A 17,080-nucleotide genomic window follows, 5' to 3' on the forward strand; every position below is an offset into this window, starting at 1 on the left:
ACCCGCACCATCACCGACCCCGCGGCCTCAGCCTCGGCCGACCGCTCAATCGCCCAGCTGACCGCACACATCTGAGCGATCACCCGCGGCCACACTCCCCGAGGCCGGCTGAGCACCCGCCCCGCAGAGCGGTCTGAGCAGCGCACAACAAGATCGAACCGGAAGCAAAACACCCAAGACTCGAACCGAAAGACCACAAAACGTAGACGTCGGCCGGGCCCGCAAGCACCAAACGGGGCGCTGCCAGGCCAGGAGGAAGCTGGGCAGCGCCACACCCGGCCGACGTCTACTCGACCCGCAACCACACCACCCCCACTAATCGGGTACAGTGGTCCCGCTGCGGGTGTAGTTCAATGGCAGAACATCAGCTTCCCAAGCTGACAGCGCGGGTTCGATTCCCGTCACCCGCTCAAAGTTAGGGGTCCTCTATCTGCGGAGTGCGCAGATGGGGGACTTTTCGCATTCTGCGATGGGGGCCGAGCCCCCAAACCCCCACGGTGCGGATTGTTGCGGTGGGTGGGTGGGCGCTCTGTGCAGCCGCGGTCTGGGGGCGGGCGCGGTCTGGGGGCGGGCGCGGTCTGGGGGCTTCAGTGGTTCGGGGTGCGGCCGTGAATCGCTGAGTGGGCGTTCGTGCTTGCTGCCTCCTTGGCGTGGAGCGCCGTTGTCTTGGGCGATCGCCGCACTGGATGGTCCGGCGCGAACGACACGACCGCCACCGTTGCAGCGCCGCGAACTCTGCGTCGGCGTGGAAGGCAAATCGGGTTGTGTTTCGCGGCCGGGCTGGTCCTTGCTGACGACGGGTCTCGAGCTGACGGTCCTGAGTCCATTCCGGGCGGCCGCCCGAGCCAGGGTCCACCGTCCTCAAGCATCGGCTCTACGACATCGACGACAGGGATCAGCAGACCCCCGGCGGCCGCACCGCCGATGACCGCACCGCCGGCGACTTGGAAGGCGAATTTCAGCTGGCAGCGATGAACGAGACGCTGGGTACGACAGCGTTGTTCATGCCTGCTCGCGCTGAAGTGGCTGTGGAATTTTGCTGCTGTGGAGGCGATGGGCAGGAGGCCGCGGCGAGGGCTGATCGTGTTGTCTGCGCTGTGGCCACGTGCGGGCACGGTGGGGTGCCCGTTTGGTGGTACGGGGATGGACCACTTGATCAGGGGCGGGCGTTAGCGTCGGGGTCATGGCCCCACGACGAGGGACCGACCCTGGGGTCGGGGAGCGGATTCGGGCGCGGCGGTTGGGGCGGGGGTGGAGTGTTCGGTTTGCGGCTAGTCGGGCTGGGGTTTCGCATGCGACGTGGAGTCGGATTGAGCGGGGGCTGCAGGGGGCTGACAACCGGTTCATGTTGGCGGACATAGCTGGGGCTTTGGAGTGTGCTCCGGTTGATCTGGTTGGGGTGGGGGTGCCGGCGTCCGATCGGGCCACTGCGGCCGCGAGGGCTGGGGTGCTCGGGTTGCGGCGGGCGTTAGTTGATATTGATCTGAGTGAGGCGCCGGCTGGGTCTGCGCCGCCGTTGGCTGAGTTGAAGCGCACCGTTGCTCTTGTCGAGGCCCTGCACCAGGCGTGTGACTATGCCGGCGCTACCCGGGTGCTGCCGGGGCTGCTGCGGGACCTGCATACGGAGACGGCTGGGCCGGATCATGTGGAGGCGTTGCGGCTGCTGTGTGATGCCGCGTCCAACGCCTCGTCGGTGTTGCGGAGTTTGGGGTTTCCCGCGGACGCGTGGCTGGGTGCGGAGCGGTGCCGGGACGCGGCGGAGGCGTCCGGGGATCCGGTGCTGCGGGGGCACTCGGCGTACATATTGGCCAGGGCTTCCATTGCTTGCGGGTCGTATCAGCGGGGGCAGACGATCGCTGAGCGAGCCGTGGATCAGCTGGGGCAGCATCTTGGGCGGCCGGGGGGACCGGAGACGCTCGGCTCTTTGCATCTGGTTGCCGCGCTGGCCAGCCGGTGCCGGGACCGAATCGATGACAGCCGGGAGTCGCTGACCGAGGCTGCTGTGCTGGCCCGGCGCACGGGAGAGACCAACACGATGGGGATGTTCTTCGGGCCGACCAACGTGGACATCTGGCGCATGAGTATCGAGGTCGACGATGGCGACCCAGGGCTCGTGGTGGAGATCGCTCAGCGGACCGACGCGGCGAGGATCCCGGCCGGGGTGCGGCAGGTTTTCTACTACGCCGACACTGCCCGGGCCCTGACCCGCATCGGGGGACGGGATCGGGAGGCGGTTCGCTATCTGCTCACCGCGGAACGGATCGCACCCCAGCACGTACGCACAGCAGCGGAGCTCGTCGAACCCATCCGCGTGCTGCTCGATCGGTCGCGGCGGCAGGCCGGCGGGTCCGAGCTGCGCGGGTTGTCCGAACGTATGCAGGTCGGGGGCAGTTAGTCTGCCGCTGTGGAGCAGCTTCATGACATCGAATATCGGGGATTCGCCAGCGACAACTACGCCGGGGCGCATCCTGAGGTTCTCGCAGCGATCAACACCGCCAACGGCGGACATCAGGTCTCGTACGGCGCAGACGTCTACACACAGCGCCTGGCGGACGTCATCCGCGAGCAGTTCGGCGGTCAGACCGAGGTCTTCCCGGTCTTCAACGGCACGGGTGCCAATGTCACGGCGTTGACCAGTCTGCTGCCGCGGTGGGGTGCCGTCATCGCCACCAGCACGGCGCACATCCACACCGACGAGAACGGGGCGCCCGAACGGATCGGTGGGCTGAAGCTGCTGACGGTCCCCACCCCGGACGGGAAGCTGACCCCTGAGCTCATCGACCGGGAGGCCTGGGGCTGGGGTGACGAGCACCGGGCGCAGCCTCTGGTCGCCAGCATCACCCAGACCACCGAGCTGGGCACGCTCTACACCGCGGGCGAGATCCGGGCGATCGCGGAGCGCGTCCACGCCAAGGGGATGACCCTGCACATGGACGGCGCCCGGATCGCCAACGCGGCCGCGGCCCTGGGGATGCCCTTGCGGGAGTTCACCACCGATGCGGGTGTCGACATCCTGAGCTTCGGCGGCACCAAGAACGGCATCCTCTACGGCGAGGCGATCGTCGCGCTCACCCCGGCGGTCGCCGACGGACTCATCTACCTGCGCAAACTCAACATGCAGCTGGCTTCGAAGATGCGGTTTGTCAGCGCACAGCTGCTCGCGCTCTTCGAGAACGACCTGTATCTGCGCTCGGCCGGCCACGCCAACGCCATGGCTACCCGGCTGCGGGCAGCGCTCGACGAGGCTGTCGCCGCCGGGAAGATCACCGGCCTGAGCTTCAGCCAGCCCACGCAGGCCAACGCCGTCTTCGCCGAGCTGCCCAACGACGCGGCGGACCGCATCCGCGAGAAGTTCCGCTTCTACGACTGGGATCGGGCAGCACGTCAGGTCCGCTGGATGACCTCCTTCGACACCACCGAGGCCGACATCGACACCTTCGTCACCGCAATCTGCCAGGAACTCGCCGCGGACCGGTAAGAAGCCGCCGCAATCTGCCAGGAACTCGGCGTGGACCGGTAGGAAGTCGCCGCCGGCCACCAAGAGGCACCCCGGGCCGGCAGGAACTCGGCGTGGACCAAAACGGCGGTGTTGGAAACGTGCGGGCGGCACACTGACCAACGGACCTTGGAGCCGGAAGGAACGCATGTGGATCTCACGTGGGCAGACCTCGCAGAACCTGTCGTCGGAGGATTGGCCGCCATCCTCGGCATCTACCTGACGGAGGAGGGGCTGCACGTCCTACGCCGCCGCGGCCGCCTACCTGCCCGCTGGAATCACAACCGCACCTTCCTGCTCCCCCGCACCAAACAGCCCACCGAGGACCAAGCGAACTGACGGAGCTGGCAACGCTCACAGCGGTGCCGTGGAGCCGACGGCGAGCAACTTGCCCACGTTGTCGATGCCCGTGCGAATGAGCGCGCCGTATTCATCGCCCGACAACGTGCCGGCCAGGCTCGCGGCCTCGGCCAGGTGTTGCTCTGCAGGGGCCCGCTCGCCGAGACGTCGATGGGCGTCGGCCAGGTTGAGGTGGAGCGAGGGCAGAAAGGCGTGGGCCCGCTCGTCGCCGAGGTCGGCCACCGCGGCCAAGGCGCGTTGGTCCCACATCAGCTCGTCGGCGACGGACTCCTGAAGATCGGCCAGGTAGTGGGCGATGCTGGCCCGATGCAGGGGGTCACCGGCCGCCCCGACCTCGGTCCAGAGCTCCTGCAGGGCCGCACGGGCCGGACCTTTGGCGCCGGCTCGGCCCGCCTTGACGGCTTCGGTGAGTCTTTCCAGGGTGTCAGCTGTCATGCGTCCACCCTGCTGCCTCCACCAACTGGAGAGTCAAGCCCCGGAACGAGCCAAAATCAGCCCTCCCGCGTACGGCGGAATTCCTCTTTGAGTTGTTCGCGGCGAAGGTGGTCGGCCATGCGCCAGGCGGCCATGTCGGTGTCGGAGCGGCGCTGCAGCTCGGCGTACGCGTCGAAGGCCGGTTCGACCTTTTCGAGGTAGCGGGCGGCGTCCTGCATCGGGACCTTGCGGGCGAGCAGGTGCAGCAGCACGTCGCCGGGGTGGCGCAGGCCGCCGACGACGTCCGAGCCGCGGGTGACCGTCAGCTCGCCGTCGGACCAGTGCAGGTAGAGGCTGTATTGCCCACCTGCGTGTTCGATGTGTACGTCAACTACGGATCCGGCCACGGACTCAGCCTATGAGACGGAGCTAGCTAAGAACCTCGATATCTTTGGCGATCGTGTCGTGCTCGCCCTTGGCACCGTCGTCGCCCTTGACACCGTCCGCGTCGAGCCAGACCTTTTCGTCGCGGACGTAGTAGAGGCTGTCGCGGCCGGCGCCACCCGAGTAGTAGTCGGCTCCGGACTCGCGGCCGGGCAGGTCGTCCCAGATGGTGTCGGCGCCGGGGCCGGCCCAGATGGTGTCGTTGCCGGTCATGCCCCAGATCTTGTCGTCGCCACCGCGAGCCAGGATCGAGTCGGCGCCGGTGCCGCCGTTGATGCTGTCATTGCCGGCGCCACCGTCGAGACGATCATTACCGTCCGAGCCGTCGAGCCGGTCGTTGCCGCCGCTGCCCCAGAGCTTGTCTTTTCCGGAGTCGCCGTAGAGCGAGTCGGCGCGCGGGCCACCGTAGACGGTGTCGTTGCCGCTCCCGGCGTACACAGAGATGCCCAGGTCGCTCTTGTTCTGCAGCCAGTCGTTGCGGTCGCCGAGGTGGATACGTACCCAAGTGGGGGTCTTGCTTGTTGTGCAGCGGACCTTGGTGACGTCTTTGCCGACGCGCTTGCAGCCTTTGCCGGGCTTGATGGTGACCTTGTCGTCGATGGTGACCGTGCGTCCCGAGCGGGTGATCGTGACCTTGTTGGTCTTTCCCGATCCCGCGGTGTACTGCACCTTCGTGCTGCTGACGACCGATGCGGCACCGGTCGCGGCCGCTTGAGCCGGGCTCGCCAGCAGGAAGGGGGCAGCGACGAGGGAGCCGGCGATGGCCAAGCGAAGGATCATGACCGGGAGTGTAGAGGGATCAGTCGATGGAGAGGAACACGTTGTCGATCTGGCCGGCGTACTGGTCGTTTCCCCTGTTGGCGCCCTTGCCACCGATGCGCAGTGGCGCGGGGTTGGCGATCGAGAGGCCGGGCGGGATCGGGACCGACGCCTGTTCCACACCGTCCACAGTCAACTTCAGAGCGGCGGCTTCGCGGGTGCAGGCCAGGTCGTGCCAGGTTCCGTCGGCGACGTCCAGCTGCGGTTCGGCGCGGTAGATCTTGTTGCGGCCGGCGATGACGCAGCTCGGGTGGCCCTTCTCGTGGTCGACCTGCACCTTGAACTGGCTGCCACCGCCGACCGAGTAGCCCTTCTGGACGATGTTCGCGCCGTCGGCGAGGTCCGCGTGGGTCATCAGGATCGACGCGCCGTAGCGCAGCGGGCGCGTTCCCGGGTTCAGGTTGTCGTCGCGTACGCCTTCGAGGATCGCCCGTGGGCAGTCGGATTCGGGCACGGACGTGCAGCGCGCCGGGTACTGCACCGCCAGGCCCGCGCCCTGCGGGATCAGGCTCAGCGCGCCGCCGTTCTGGCCCACGGGCGTCAGTTGGTAGCCGCCGTGCACGTCGGTGATCGGCCGGGATACGCCGCCGTCGAAGGTGTAGCGGATCGAAACCGGTGCCGCCGCCACGCCGACGTCGCCCGCCGCAAGGATGTCAGCCGACCCCGGAACCGAGATAAGGAGGCCCGCTGCCGGCAGGACGGCCAGCCGTGGCGCGGCATCCCCACGTCGGGAGAAATGAGCGGCCGTGAACACGCCGGTTGCGAGGACAGCGATGGCGAGGAGTGCCACGAACAAGGTCCGACGATTGACACGCATCCAGACCTAACGAAACGATCAACTCGGGGGTTCGCCCACCACGGCGTGCAGGACGTCGTCCAGCGCGATCACGCCGAGCGGGCGGCGCCCGTCGCTGACCAGGACGATGTGCCGGCGGTCGCGCCGCATGGTCAGCAGCAGGTCGGCCAGGTTGCGCTCCGGGGGCACCACCGCGAGCGGCCGGATCAGCTCCGCGGGGATCGGCTCGCTGCGTTCGGCGCCGGCATAACCCAGGACATCCTTGACGTGTACGAATCCGAGCACCCGCCGTGACTCGCGCTGCACCACCGGAAAACGGGACCGCCCGCTCCGGGTGGCCACCGCCTCGATCGCCGCGGGCGTCGCGTCGTCCGCCACCGTGGTGACACCCGACCAGGGGGTCACGAGGTCACCGGCCTTGCGCTCGTTGAGCCCGAGAGCCGCGTGGATCCGCTCGTACTGCTCTGTCCCCAGCAGTCCCTCGGCGCGGGCCTGGGTGACCATGCCCGCCAGCTCCTCGGCCGTGAACACCGTCTTGACCGCGTCGGTGGCCTCGATCTTCCACAGCGACAACACCAGGCGGGAAGCCCAGCGCATCGCGGTGAGCAGCGGCCTGGTCGCCGTACAGAAAGCAAGCATGAAGGGCCCGAGAATCAAAGCGGAACGTTCCGGGCCGGCCAGGGTGATGTTCTTCGGGACCATCTCGCCGATCACCGTGTGCAGGAAGACCACGACGACCAGGGCGAGCACGAAGGCGACCGGGTGCTGCGCGTTCTCGGGCAGGCCCGCCGCTGCGAACGGCCCCTCAAGCAGGTGCGCGAGCGCGGGCTCGGTGACAGCACCGAGGGCGAGCGAGCAGATCGTGATGCCGAGCTGGGCACCGGCGATCATCAGGGGGATCTGGTTCATCGCGGAGAGCGCCCAGCGGGCCGGCCGCGAGGTCTCGGCGAGGGGCTCCAGCGCCGTACGCCGGGACGCGATCAACGCGAACTCACCGCCGACGAAGAGCGCGTTACCCAGCAACAACACGATCGTGACCAGCACTTCAGTCATCGGTGGGCTCCGGCGCCGGCGCGACGACGCGCACCTGCTCGATGCGGTGCCGGTCGACCTCCAGCACGGTGAATTCCCAGCCCTCATCGGTGCTGGTCTCCCCGGCCACCGGGATGTGCCCGAACTTGGCCAGCAGAAAGCCCGCCAGCGTCTCGTACGGTCCGTCGGGGAGCCGGAAACCGGTCTGCTCGACGATCTCGTCCTCCCGGAGCAAACCGTCGACCAGGAACGTACGCGCACCGCCCGGCGCGGTCAGCTCCGGCTCGGCATCCACGTCGTACTCGTCGGCGATCTCCCCGACCAGCTCCTCGATCAGGTCCTCGACCGTGACCACACCGTCGGTGCCGCCGTACTCGTCGACCACGATCGCCAGGTCGGCGTCGGCGGCCCGCAACGCGGAGAGCACCTTGTCGAGGCCGAGACTCTCCGGGACGTAGACGGGCTCGCGAGCCACCGTGGAGACCGGAGTCGTGGCCCGGCGCTCGGGTGGCACGCCGAGCGCGTCGGAAACCCCGACAACACCGACGACCAGGTCGAGCGTCGACTCGTACACGGGGAATCGGGTGTGTCCTGTGCTGCGCGCGACCGTGATCAGATCCTCGACGCTCGCGGTGGTCTTGAGCCCGACCACGTCGACGCGTGGGGTCATCGCCTTGGCCGCGCGTTTCTCGCCGAACCGGATCGTGCGTCGCAGCAGCTTGGCGGTCTCGGTCGGCAGGGCGCCGGCCCGGGCGCTGATCGCGGCGAGCAACCCCAGCTCCTCCGGCGACCGGGCACTGGCGAGCTCCTCCTGCGGCTCGATGCCGAGCCTGCGCACCAGCCAGTTGGCGGAGCCGTTGAGCGCACCGATCATCCACTTGAACGTGCGGGAGAAGCTCCGCAGCGGCGCGGCCGTCGCCAGGGCCACCCGCATCGGACGGGCAAGGGCCGCATTCTTGGGTACGAGCTCCCCGAACAGCATCGACACCAGCGTCGCCAGCACCAGCGCGAGCACGTGCGTGACAGCCTCGGTGTGCTCGCCGGCGAGCGGCTCGATCGCCGGCGTGAAAAGCCGGGAGAGCGCGGGCTCGGCCAGATATCCGGTCAGCAGAGCGGTCAGCGTGATGCCAAGCTGCGTACCCGAGAGTTGGAAAGAGAGCTCGTGCAGCGCGTGCCGGACCGTCTGCGCCCGCCGGTCACCCGCCCCGGCCCGCTTTTCGATCTCCGCCCGGTCGACCGTGACCAGCCCGAACTCGGCTGCCACGAAGAACGCGTTGCCCGCGGTGAGCAGCACGAAGGCGCCCAGCGGAAGCACCGCGGTCAGGAACAGGCCGTCCATGATCGGTTCACCTCGGCCCTTATTGTGCCGGACCCGGGCAGCGGGCGCGTGCCCCCGGTCGATGCCACGATTTTCGATAGGCTCGCCGGATGAACCTGGCCGAGGAATTCGCGCTGCTCGCGTACGGGGACGACGGTGCGCCTGTGACGGACGGCATTCACCTCGACAACGGGCTTGCCGGCGCCCTGCTGCTCGAGCTGGCGCTGGCGGGCCGCGCTGACATCGAGGAGAAGAACGTCGTCATCCGCGACGCGACGCCGACCGGCGACCCGCTTGTGGACGACGCGCTCGCCCGGATCGCCGCGGATGAGAAGAACCGCAAACCCAGCCACTGGGTGTCGAAGCTCGCCAAGGACGCGCGCAAACGGACCATGGAGCGCCTGGTCGAGACCGAGGTGCTGGAGAAGCAGAAGGACAAGGTGCTGCTCGTCTTCAACCGCACCCGCTATCCCGCTCCGCACGGCGTTCAGCCGACGCCCGAGACCGAGGCCCGGCAGCGTTTGACCGCGGCGGTGACCACTTCTGCCGTGCCGGATCCGCGTACGGCTGCGCTGTGTGCCCTGGTCGGCGCGACCGACCTGGACCGCAAGATCTTCCGTGAACTGGACCGTAAGGAGGTCAAGGCGCGGTTGAAGGAGATCTCCGAGGGTTCGTGGGCGGCCGCGGCCGTGAAGAGCACGATCGACAGCATCCAGGCCGCGATCATGGTGTCGATCGTCGCGGCCACCAGCACGGCGGCCGCGACCTCCTAACTCCGACAGGCTTTGACTCCGTCAGGACGCAAAAGCCGAGCGACGGCGCAGCTCCACCTCGGCCGCCAGCTCCGGGGCCCGGTCGAGTGCCGAGGGCAGGCCGCAGGACGCGAGCCAGTTGGCCAGCATGGTGTGGCCGCCCTCGGTGAGCACCGACTCGGGGTGGAACTGCACACCCTCGATCGGCAGCGTGCGGTGCCGCATCGCCATCACCACGCCCGACTCGGTCCAGCCGGTGACCTCGATCTCGTCCGGAAGGGTGTCGGGGAGCACGGCCAGCGAGTGGTAGCGCGTCGCGGTGAACGGATCCGGCAGGCCGGCGAGCACACCCTCACCCTTGTGCTGCACCGATGACGTCTTGCCGTGGAGCAGCTCCGGGGCGCGGGTGACCGTCGCTCCGAAAGCCGCCCCGATCGCCTGGTGACCGAGACAGACCCCGAACATGGGCAACTTCCCCGCGTACGCCCGGATCACGTCCATCATGATGCCGGCGCGTTCCGGCGTACCCGGACCGGGTGAGAGCAGGACCCCCGCCGCGCCGAACGTGCCGACCTCCTCGACCGAGATCTCGTCATTGCGTCGCACTTCGCACTCGGCACCCAGCTGGCCGAGATACTGCACGAGGTTGAAGACGAACGAGTCGTAGTTGTCGATCACGAGGATGCGCACGGGGGTCACCTGGCTCAGCTCAGCTCGGGGAGGGGTGGGGATCGTTCGACGCCGTGTTGTACGGAATCTCGTCCGGCCCGAGGATCGAATCGTCACCCGGCACCGCGTTGGGGTCCTGCTGCGCCGGGCCGCTCTGCTCGGTGCCGGTGCCGACCTGCACGTCGTCGAAGGGCAGCAGCGGCGTCGCCCACGGAAAGACCCAATACCAGAGCAGAGCGCCGATCGTCACACTCAGTACGAGTGAGCCGGTCAGCTTGCCCCACAGCCCGAAGGGAAGTTTTCGCCAGATCCAGGCGTACACGCCGTCTCCCTACGCCTTCCCGAAGTCGGTGGGCTTACCGTCCAGCGGCAGCGACTTGTCACGCTTGACGGTGTCCACCAACTCCGCGTGCACGATGAGACGCTGATAGTTGTTGAACTTCGGATTACAGGTCGTCAGCGTCAACAGCGCCTCGGTCGCCTTCTTGCCCGGCTTGTTCGGCACGGGCGCGACAACCTGGACGGCGGTCGGCTTCACGACCTCGCTGTTGCGAACCTTGTACGTATACCAGTCGCCCTGGGTCTCGACGCCGATCACGTCACCCGGCTTCAACTCGTCCAGCCGCCAGAAGATCTTGCGGATCCGGTGCCCGGCAACCGAGAAGTTGCCGACCTCGCCCGGCATGGCCGTATCGGGGTAGTGCCCCGGCGAGTAGCGGATGTCCTGCGGCCGCACACCGTTCGTGACAACCCAGTCCATCCCCAGCTTCGGAATGTAGAGCCGCCCCACCAGGTCATCCCCGGGCGCCGCCCGAGCCTTCTTGGTCGGACCGGTGCTCGGCGCCACGGTCGGGTCGTTCCACTGCTCGGCCAGCTGATCAGACAGGCTGTCCTGCTCGTCCTGGACCTTCGCCGAGTTGCCGAACACCTCGTACCCGGCGAACAGCAGCACCACCAGCCCGAACGTGATCATCAACTCGCCGGACACCCGGATGCCGGACCGGATCCGGGACCCCAGCGTCGGCCGGGTCAGCTCCGAGTAAACACTCTTGTAGCCCTCACCGGTCTGCTCGGGCCGGAGCTTGACGACCTTCTCACCGCGCTTCGCCTTGACCTCCTCGGCCGGTTCACCGCCGGCCTCCCGGCTGGCCGCCGCGCCTGCAGCGACAGCGGCCACGGAGACCGCACCGACAGCGTCCCCCGTGTCTTTCGGCAACGGGGTCCGAACCGCCGGAATCGCCTCCTGCTTCGCCGACGGCTGCGTCATCGACGGCACGGCGGGAAGAAGCCCCGTCGGCGCGTCGATGGTACGGATGATCGCCGTCGCCGACGGGTCGCCGTTCCGAAGTTCCTGCCCCCGATTTTGCCCCACCACTCCCGGCCCACCGTGCCGGTTCCACCGATCAGCAGCCTCCACGCCCCCGACCTGCGCAGACCGCGGGTCCTGGGGGTTGGTTCGGGGCAGTCGCGGGTCACTGGCGACTCCACCGGTCTGCTGCGCCAAGCGCGGATCGCCACTGACGGGTTGGGGCAGACGCGGATCGCCACTCACGGGTTGAGGCAGACGCGGGTCATTGGCGAGCCCGCCGGCCTGCGCCGAGCGCAGTTCACCGCCCTGTCCCGAGCGCAGATCACCGCCCTGTCCCGAGCGCAGATCACCGCCCTGTGCCGAGCGCAAGTCGCTGCCCTGTCCCGAGCGCAGATCACCGCCCTGTGCCGAGCGCAGATCGCTGCCCTGTCCCGAGCGCAGATCGCTGCTGCCCCAGGCGCCGGTGTCACTCGCGCCGGCCCAGGCTCCGGTCTCGGCGCCCGTGGACCAGGCGGTGCCCGAGTCACCGCGCGTTCCGGCCGGGGCCGTCTGGGACCAGGCCGCGGTCTCGTTGCCGGCGTTCACCCAGGCCCCGGCGTCACTGCCACGATCCTGCCGACCCACCGCATTCGGCGCCGACTGGGCCTGAGGTGCACGCGCTGCCATCTGGGCCTCAGCGGCCTGCGGCGACTGAGGCTCCGAGGCCCGCCGCCGTCCACCGCGATACGCGTCCTGCTCGATGCCGTTACCCCCAGCGGCAGCCGGCGCCTCCCGCACAACCCCGCCGCCATCAGACGCCGTCCCACCAGCTCCAGACGCCGTCCCACCAGCTCCAGGCGCCATCCCCCCGGACCAAGGTGTCATCCCGTTGGGCCCTGGCGTCGTCGAGTTGGGCGGAGGCGTCACCGCATTGGGACCAGGCCCCATCACACCGGACCCAGGCGCCATCGCACCGGACCCAGGCGCCATTCCGTTGGAAGCCGCCGGCGCTGAAACACGAGGCGAGACCATCGCGGGAAGCGCCGCCGTAGGAGCCGCAAGAGGCGAAACCGGCGCAGCGCCCGGAGCAGCACCCTGAGGCGAGCCCAGCACAGAATCCCGAGACGAGACCGGCGCAGCACCCTGAGACGAGACCGGCGTACCAAGCTGAGACGAGACCGGCGCAGCAGCCCGAGAAGACGCGACCGGCGAACCGGGAGCAGCCCCACGAGGTGACGCCGGAGCAGCAGCACGAGGCACCGCGGCAGGCGATCCCGGCGCGGCACTCTGCGGCGAGATCGGCGCAGCGGCTTGCGGCATCCCAGAAGTCGGCAGCGGCGCAGAAACACGAGGCGCATCGGCCGGGCCGGCAGCAGGCCCCGAGGCCGAACCACCCGAAGACGGCGCGAAAGGAGCAGCTGGCGCCGAAGCCGGACCACCCGCAGGCGGCGTGAATGGAGCAGAAGTCGCCGGCGGCGTAACAGCAGGTGCGGGCGGCGCGAAGGGAGCCGCAGGCGGAACGCCCCCAGCGAAGAAAGCGAACTCACCCTCAGCCGCACCTACGGCGGGAGTGGCAGACCGAGCGCGAGCAGCCGCAGCCGCCCGAGCCACCACCGGGTCAATCCCAGCCGGCCCGTCAGCGCCACCATCACCCGAGTCACCCGAAAAGTCCGATTGTACGCTTTTCGCAGCAGGCTCCACGGAAGTCGCAGCGGGAGATTCGGGAACAACCGGCTCAGGCCAACCACTGCCGGCCGCCGAGTTGATCGGCCCGCCCGGGATACCGTCCGGCACCGCGTCGGTGATCCGAGGGATGTATGCGGTCTGCGCGTCGCCGTCGGGCGCGCGGTGTCGCCCGGAGCTGGCGTTGCCACCCGGGGTGGCTTCCGGGGCCATTACTTGGTGACCTCGGCGGATCGGAGGTCACTCGACCCGCCGTACGCCCGCACTGTCGCGTTCCTCTCGACGGTTTCCGTGTAGCCGAGGCCGAAGTCGGCGACCGCGTCCCGGAACTGCTGGACGCCCTCGGAGGAGTCCAGGGTCCGGTGCATCGCCGCGGGATTGCCCACCGCTGTGATCTTGAATGGTGGCGAGAAAACCTGGCCGTGCAGCAGCAGCGTGTTGCCGACACAGCGTACCGCGCTGGTCGAGATGACGCGGACATCCATGATCGACATTGCCTCCGCACCGCCTGCCCATAGCGCGTTCACCACGGCCTGGACATCACCCTGATGAACGACAAGGTCGTCGTTCTGCGGGGCGTCGGCGCCGGTGTCCGTGGGGCGGCGTGAGGAGTCGTTGAGGACCACGGTGACGCCCTCGCCGTGCAGGGCGGTGAAGCCGGCCTGCTCGCGCAGGGCGTCGGCGCGCTTGCGGGCCTCGTTGACCGGCTCGTCCACCTCGGCGAACCGGCGGCTCTCGTCATCGACTTTGGCGCGCAGGGCGGTGGCCTCGGCGTCGCGCTCGTCGAGCCGCTCGCGCTTGTCGGTGATGAGCTGGGCGAGCTGAGGCCGGCGGTCGTCACGCAGCGCCGTCCCGTCGGCCGTGGTGGCCGACGTGGTGAACAGCAGGCCGGCCGCGAGGGCGATCAGCGGCACCACCATTCCCCAGCCGCGCTGACGCTGCCCGCGACGTCGGGGCCGAAGGCCGCGAATGGCCCGGCGCATGACAAGTCGCCACGAGGGCGTCCCCGTGGTGTACTCCACGTCGGTCTTACCTCCCCGAGCTACTCGAGACTTCCCGAGCTGATTCCGCATGTTTTTGGCTCAAGGCAACCGCCGGGTGCCTATGAGCGTGCCGCCTTGACTACGCTAGCTATCGAACAGTATTCGCCAAGGGCAGCTTTCGGTGTCCCCGGAGCCGCTCAGGGGTGGGTTGTTCACCACTTGTTGCCCTCAGGAGAGCGCCGTGCCGAAGTCACAGGTTCGCAAGAAGAAGGTCTACACGCCGCCGACGGACATCCGTCCGGCCAGTGCGGCCACGTCCAAGAAGCCGAGTCCGGTCTGGCTGCCCATCACGGCTGTCTTCCTGATCGTTTTCGGCATCGCCTGGCTGGTGGTCTACTACCTCTCCGAGCAGCGGTGGCCGGTCGAGCAGTGGCAGTACTGGAACCTTCTCGTCGGTTTCGGCTGCATGGTCGCCTCCCTGGGCATCCTTTCCCGCTGGCGCTGACCGCCGGCAGCGAAAGCTGACCGTCGGCCGGTGAAATCCGGCCGTCGACCAGCGAAAGCCGCGCACCCCCCGACCCACAGCGGTCAGCGGGGTGCGCTTTTCGCGCTCACCCAACCGCGAACCAAGCCGTGGACCAAGCCGCGAACCGAGCCGTGGACCAAGCTGTGGACCAAGCTGTGGACCAAGCTGTGGACCAAGCTGTGAAGGAAAGCGGCGACACCCGCGCGCAAAGCGATTACCCGTGGGTAACATAGGTCGGCACCCGACCGAGGAGGCACAACGCAGATGGGCGTCGCGCAGATCATCGCCACCGTTCTGGCCGGCACGATCACTCTCGTGGCCGTCGTCCTCGCGGTGCGTGCTGTCATCCAGATGACGGCAGTGATCCGGCAGGGTCAACCAGACCCGGCCCGCTTCGAGGACAAGGGCACCCGGGCGAAGACCATGCTGGTCGAGACCCTGGGTCACACCCGGATGCTGAAGTGGGGCGTCGTCGGCGGGGCGCACTGGTTCGTGATGGTCTCCTTCATGGTGCTGTTCCTGCTGGTGGTCGAGGCCTACTTCGAGGTCGTCGACCCGACCGGCGGGCTCCCGATCATCGGCCACTGGCTGATCTACGGGCTGGGCACCGAGCTGATCGGCATCCTCGGCCTGGCCGGGATCGTGGTGCTGATCGTGATCCGGCAGCTGGCCAGGCGGAAGCCCCGCAGCCGCTTCACGGGCTCCACGATGTGGCAGGCGTACTTCGTCGAGGCGATCATCGTCGGGGTCCTGGTCTGCGGTTTCCTGATCCGCGGCTTCAAGGTCGCCAACGACACCTTCGAGTTCCCGGCCTGGGCCACCCCGCTCAGCCACGGTGTGGGCGCGCTGCTCCCCGCAGCCGAGGACGGTCCGACCTGGGTCGCGCTGGTCAAGCTGTTCATCTCGATGGGCTGGCTGATCACCATCGCGCTGAACGTGACGATGGGCGTGGCCTGGCACCGCTTCCTCGCGTTCTTCAACATCTTCTTCAAGCGCGCCCCGGAGAAGCCGGCCGGTTCCGGTCTCGGCGCGCTGCGCCCGATGATGAGCCAGGGCAAGCCGCTCGACTTCGAGGAGGCCGACCCCGAGAAGGACCAGTTCGGCGTCGCCCAGGTCGAGCAGTTCACCTGGAAGGGTCTGCTGGACTTCTCCACGTGCACCGAATGCGGCCGCTGCCAATCGCAGTGTCCCGCTTGGAACACCGCGAAGCCCCTCTCCCCGAAACTGCTGATCACGAGTCTGCGCGATCACGCGTACGCAAAGGCTCCGTATTTGATCGGTGGTGGCGGTAAAGACCTCACGGGCGAGGAAAAGGCCACGGCGGCCCAGCTCGCACACATGGACGTCCTCTCGCTGGCCGAGGGCAACAAGCCCCTGATCGGCACGGAGGAAGAGGGCGGGATCATCGACCCCGACGTCCTCTGGTCATGCACCACCTGCGGCGCCTGCGTCGAGCAGTGCCCCGTGGACATCGAGCACATCGACCACATCGTCGACATGCGCCGCTACCAGGTGCTGATCGAGTCCAGCTTCCCGGCCGAGGCCGGCGTCATGCTGCGCAATCTGGAAAACAAAGGCAACCCGTGGGGCGCACCGCAGAACACCCGCGAGGACTGGACCAAGGGCCTCGACTTCGAGATCAAGCGGGTCGGCGAGGCCGATTTCGACTACCTGTTCTGGGTCGGTTGCGCCGGCGCTTTCGAGGACCGGGCCAAAAAGACCACCCGCGCCGTGGCCACGCTGCTGCACGAGGCCGGCGTCGATTTCGCCATTCTCGGCGAGGGCGAGACCTGCACCGGTGACCCCGCCCGCCGGATCGGCAACGAATTCGTCTTCCAGATGCTCGCCCAGCAGAACGTGGAAACGCTGCAGGAAGCGAAGGTCAAGCGCATCGTCGCGACCTGCCCGCACTGCTTCAACACCCTGGGTAACGAATACGAACAGCTCGGCCTGAAGGTCGAGGTCGTCCATCACACCCAGCTCCTGGCCCACCTGGTCGCCGAGGGCAAACTCACCCCGGTCCAGCCGGTCGACGGCGGCGTCACCTATCACGACCCCTGCTACCTGGGCCGGCACAACCGAGTCTTCGACGCACCCCGCGAGGTGCTCGGCAGCGCCATCGAGGGCGGCCTCACCGAAATGCCCCGCAACTCGGAACGCTCTTTCTGCTGCGGAGCCGGCGGCGCCCGCATGTGGATGGAAGAAAAAATCGGCAAACGCATCAACGTCGAACGCACCGAGGAGGCATTGGCCACCGGCGCGAAGACAATCGCCGTCGGCTGCCCCTTCTGCTACACCATGATCGGCGACGGCGTAACCGGCAAGGGCGAGCAGGACAACGTCGAAGTCATCGATGTGGCCACCGTTCTCCTCCGGAGCATCAAGGGCGAAAAAGCAATCTCATAAGTACGCCCGCCGCACCCACAACCGCACCAGCCCCGAACCCCGCCTCCGGCGGCTATCGCCCGCGACCATTCCCCGGCCCAGGCCGTCACGCGCG

16 protein-coding genes, 1 tRNA gene and 1 pseudogene are annotated in these 17,080 nt (G+C 68.2%); 8 read left to right on the forward strand and 10 right to left on the reverse strand.

All coding sequences use genetic code 11. The features are described from left to right. Window positions 1–339 precede the first annotated feature (339 nt). The 5 genes and pseudogenes from Ahu01nite_RS15470 (at window position 340) to Ahu01nite_RS15485 (ending at window position 3,835) form a co-directional block, all read left to right on the forward strand. Window positions 340–410: transfer RNA gene (locus tag Ahu01nite_RS15470), tRNA-Gly, on the forward strand. Between the two features lie 773 nt (window positions 411–1,183). Beyond that, window positions 1,184–1,366: pseudogene (locus Ahu01nite_RS50370) on the forward strand (helix-turn-helix domain-containing protein); the annotation flags it as partial. Between the two features lie 150 nt (window positions 1,367–1,516). Beyond that, window positions 1,517–2,395 carry an XRE family transcriptional regulator gene (locus Ahu01nite_RS15475; RefSeq protein ID WP_239158876.1) on the forward strand — a complete coding sequence of 293 codons (879 nt, stop codon included), beginning with the start codon at window positions 1,517–1,519 and terminating at the stop codon, window positions 2,393–2,395. A 9-nt stretch (window positions 2,396–2,404) separates the two neighbouring features. After that, window positions 2,405–3,478 (forward strand): threonine aldolase family protein, encoded by a 1,074-nt coding sequence (locus Ahu01nite_RS15480; protein WP_203837217.1) that lies wholly within the window; start codon window positions 2,405–2,407, stop codon window positions 3,476–3,478. 168 nt (window positions 3,479–3,646) lie between these two features. Beyond that, window positions 3,647–3,835: a hypothetical protein gene (locus tag Ahu01nite_RS15485; protein ID WP_203837218.1), complete on the forward strand. Its 189-nt coding sequence runs from the start codon at window positions 3,647–3,649 to the stop codon at window positions 3,833–3,835. A gap of 15 nt (window positions 3,836–3,850) precedes the next feature. Here Ahu01nite_RS15485 and Ahu01nite_RS15490 read toward each other — a convergent pair whose 3' ends face one another. From Ahu01nite_RS15490 to Ahu01nite_RS15515, 6 genes are read right to left on the reverse strand one after another with little or no spacing between them, the layout of a single operon-like run. Further along, entirely contained in the window at window positions 3,851–4,291 is a 441-nt protein-coding gene (locus Ahu01nite_RS15490) for a hypothetical protein (RefSeq protein ID WP_203837219.1), read from the reverse strand. Between the two features lie 56 nt (window positions 4,292–4,347). Continuing rightward, window positions 4,348–4,677: a hypothetical protein gene (locus Ahu01nite_RS15495; protein ID WP_203837220.1), complete on the reverse strand. Its 330-nt coding sequence runs from the start codon at window positions 4,675–4,677 to the stop codon at window positions 4,348–4,350. Window positions 4,678–4,699: 22 nt separating this feature from the next. After that, on the reverse strand, window positions 4,700–5,494 hold the full coding sequence (locus Ahu01nite_RS15500) for a calcium-binding protein (protein ID WP_203837221.1): 795 nt from the start codon (window positions 5,492–5,494) through the stop codon (window positions 4,700–4,702). Between the two features lie 19 nt (window positions 5,495–5,513). Beyond that, window positions 5,514–6,323 (reverse strand): LamG-like jellyroll fold domain-containing protein, encoded by an 810-nt coding sequence (locus Ahu01nite_RS15505; protein ID WP_239158872.1) that lies wholly within the window; start codon window positions 6,321–6,323, stop codon window positions 5,514–5,516. 45 nt (window positions 6,324–6,368) lie between these two features. Continuing rightward, on the reverse strand, window positions 6,369–7,382 hold the full coding sequence (locus Ahu01nite_RS15510; RefSeq protein WP_203837223.1) for a hemolysin family protein: 1,014 nt from the start codon (window positions 7,380–7,382) through the stop codon (window positions 6,369–6,371). Beyond that, a complete protein-coding gene (locus Ahu01nite_RS15515; RefSeq protein WP_203837224.1) occupies window positions 7,375–8,700 on the reverse strand; it encodes a hemolysin family protein in 1,326 nt (441 codons plus the stop codon). Before Ahu01nite_RS15515 ends, Ahu01nite_RS15510 begins: the two co-directional genes overlap by 8 nt. An 89-nt stretch (window positions 8,701–8,789) precedes the next feature. Here Ahu01nite_RS15515 and Ahu01nite_RS15520 point away from each other — a divergent pair, with 89 nt between their 5' ends. After that, window positions 8,790–9,452 carry a GOLPH3/VPS74 family protein gene (locus Ahu01nite_RS15520; RefSeq protein ID WP_203837225.1) on the forward strand — a complete coding sequence of 221 codons (663 nt, stop codon included), beginning with the start codon at window positions 8,790–8,792 and terminating at the stop codon, window positions 9,450–9,452. 21 nt (window positions 9,453–9,473) lie between these two features. On the opposite strand, the gene Ahu01nite_RS15525 is transcribed toward Ahu01nite_RS15520, so the two are convergent. The 4 genes from Ahu01nite_RS15525 to Ahu01nite_RS15540 all read right to left on the reverse strand — a co-directional run bounded on the left by Ahu01nite_RS15525 (window position 9,474) and on the right by Ahu01nite_RS15540 (window position 14,093). Beyond that, window positions 9,474–10,121 (reverse strand): aminodeoxychorismate/anthranilate synthase component II, encoded by a 648-nt coding sequence (locus Ahu01nite_RS15525; protein WP_203837226.1) that lies wholly within the window; start codon window positions 10,119–10,121, stop codon window positions 9,474–9,476. Between the two features lie 19 nt (window positions 10,122–10,140). Further along, window positions 10,141–10,422, reverse strand: coding sequence for a hypothetical protein (locus tag Ahu01nite_RS15530; RefSeq protein WP_203837227.1), 282 nt, complete (start codon window positions 10,420–10,422; stop codon window positions 10,141–10,143). 9 nt (window positions 10,423–10,431) lie between these two features. After that, a complete protein-coding gene (locus Ahu01nite_RS50375) occupies window positions 10,432–11,994 on the reverse strand; it encodes a class E sortase (protein WP_239158866.1) in 1,563 nt (520 codons plus the stop codon). A gap of 1,289 nt (window positions 11,995–13,283) precedes the next feature. After that, window positions 13,284–14,093: a DUF881 domain-containing protein gene (locus Ahu01nite_RS15540; RefSeq protein WP_203837228.1), complete on the reverse strand. Its 810-nt coding sequence runs from the start codon at window positions 14,091–14,093 to the stop codon at window positions 13,284–13,286. 202 nt (window positions 14,094–14,295) lie between these two features. Here Ahu01nite_RS15540 and Ahu01nite_RS15545 point away from each other — a divergent pair, with 202 nt between their 5' ends. Continuing rightward, window positions 14,296–14,559: a cell division protein CrgA gene (locus Ahu01nite_RS15545; protein WP_203837229.1), complete on the forward strand. Its 264-nt coding sequence runs from the start codon at window positions 14,296–14,298 to the stop codon at window positions 14,557–14,559. Between the two features lie 285 nt (window positions 14,560–14,844). Then, window positions 14,845–16,986, forward strand: coding sequence for a (Fe-S)-binding protein (locus tag Ahu01nite_RS15550; protein ID WP_203837230.1), 2,142 nt, complete (start codon window positions 14,845–14,847; stop codon window positions 16,984–16,986). The last annotated feature ends 94 nt before the right edge of the window (window positions 16,987–17,080 follow it).

This window comes from Winogradskya humida (assembly GCF_016862215.1).
Lineage (GTDB): Bacteria > Actinomycetota > Actinomycetes > Mycobacteriales > Micromonosporaceae > Actinoplanes > Actinoplanes humidus.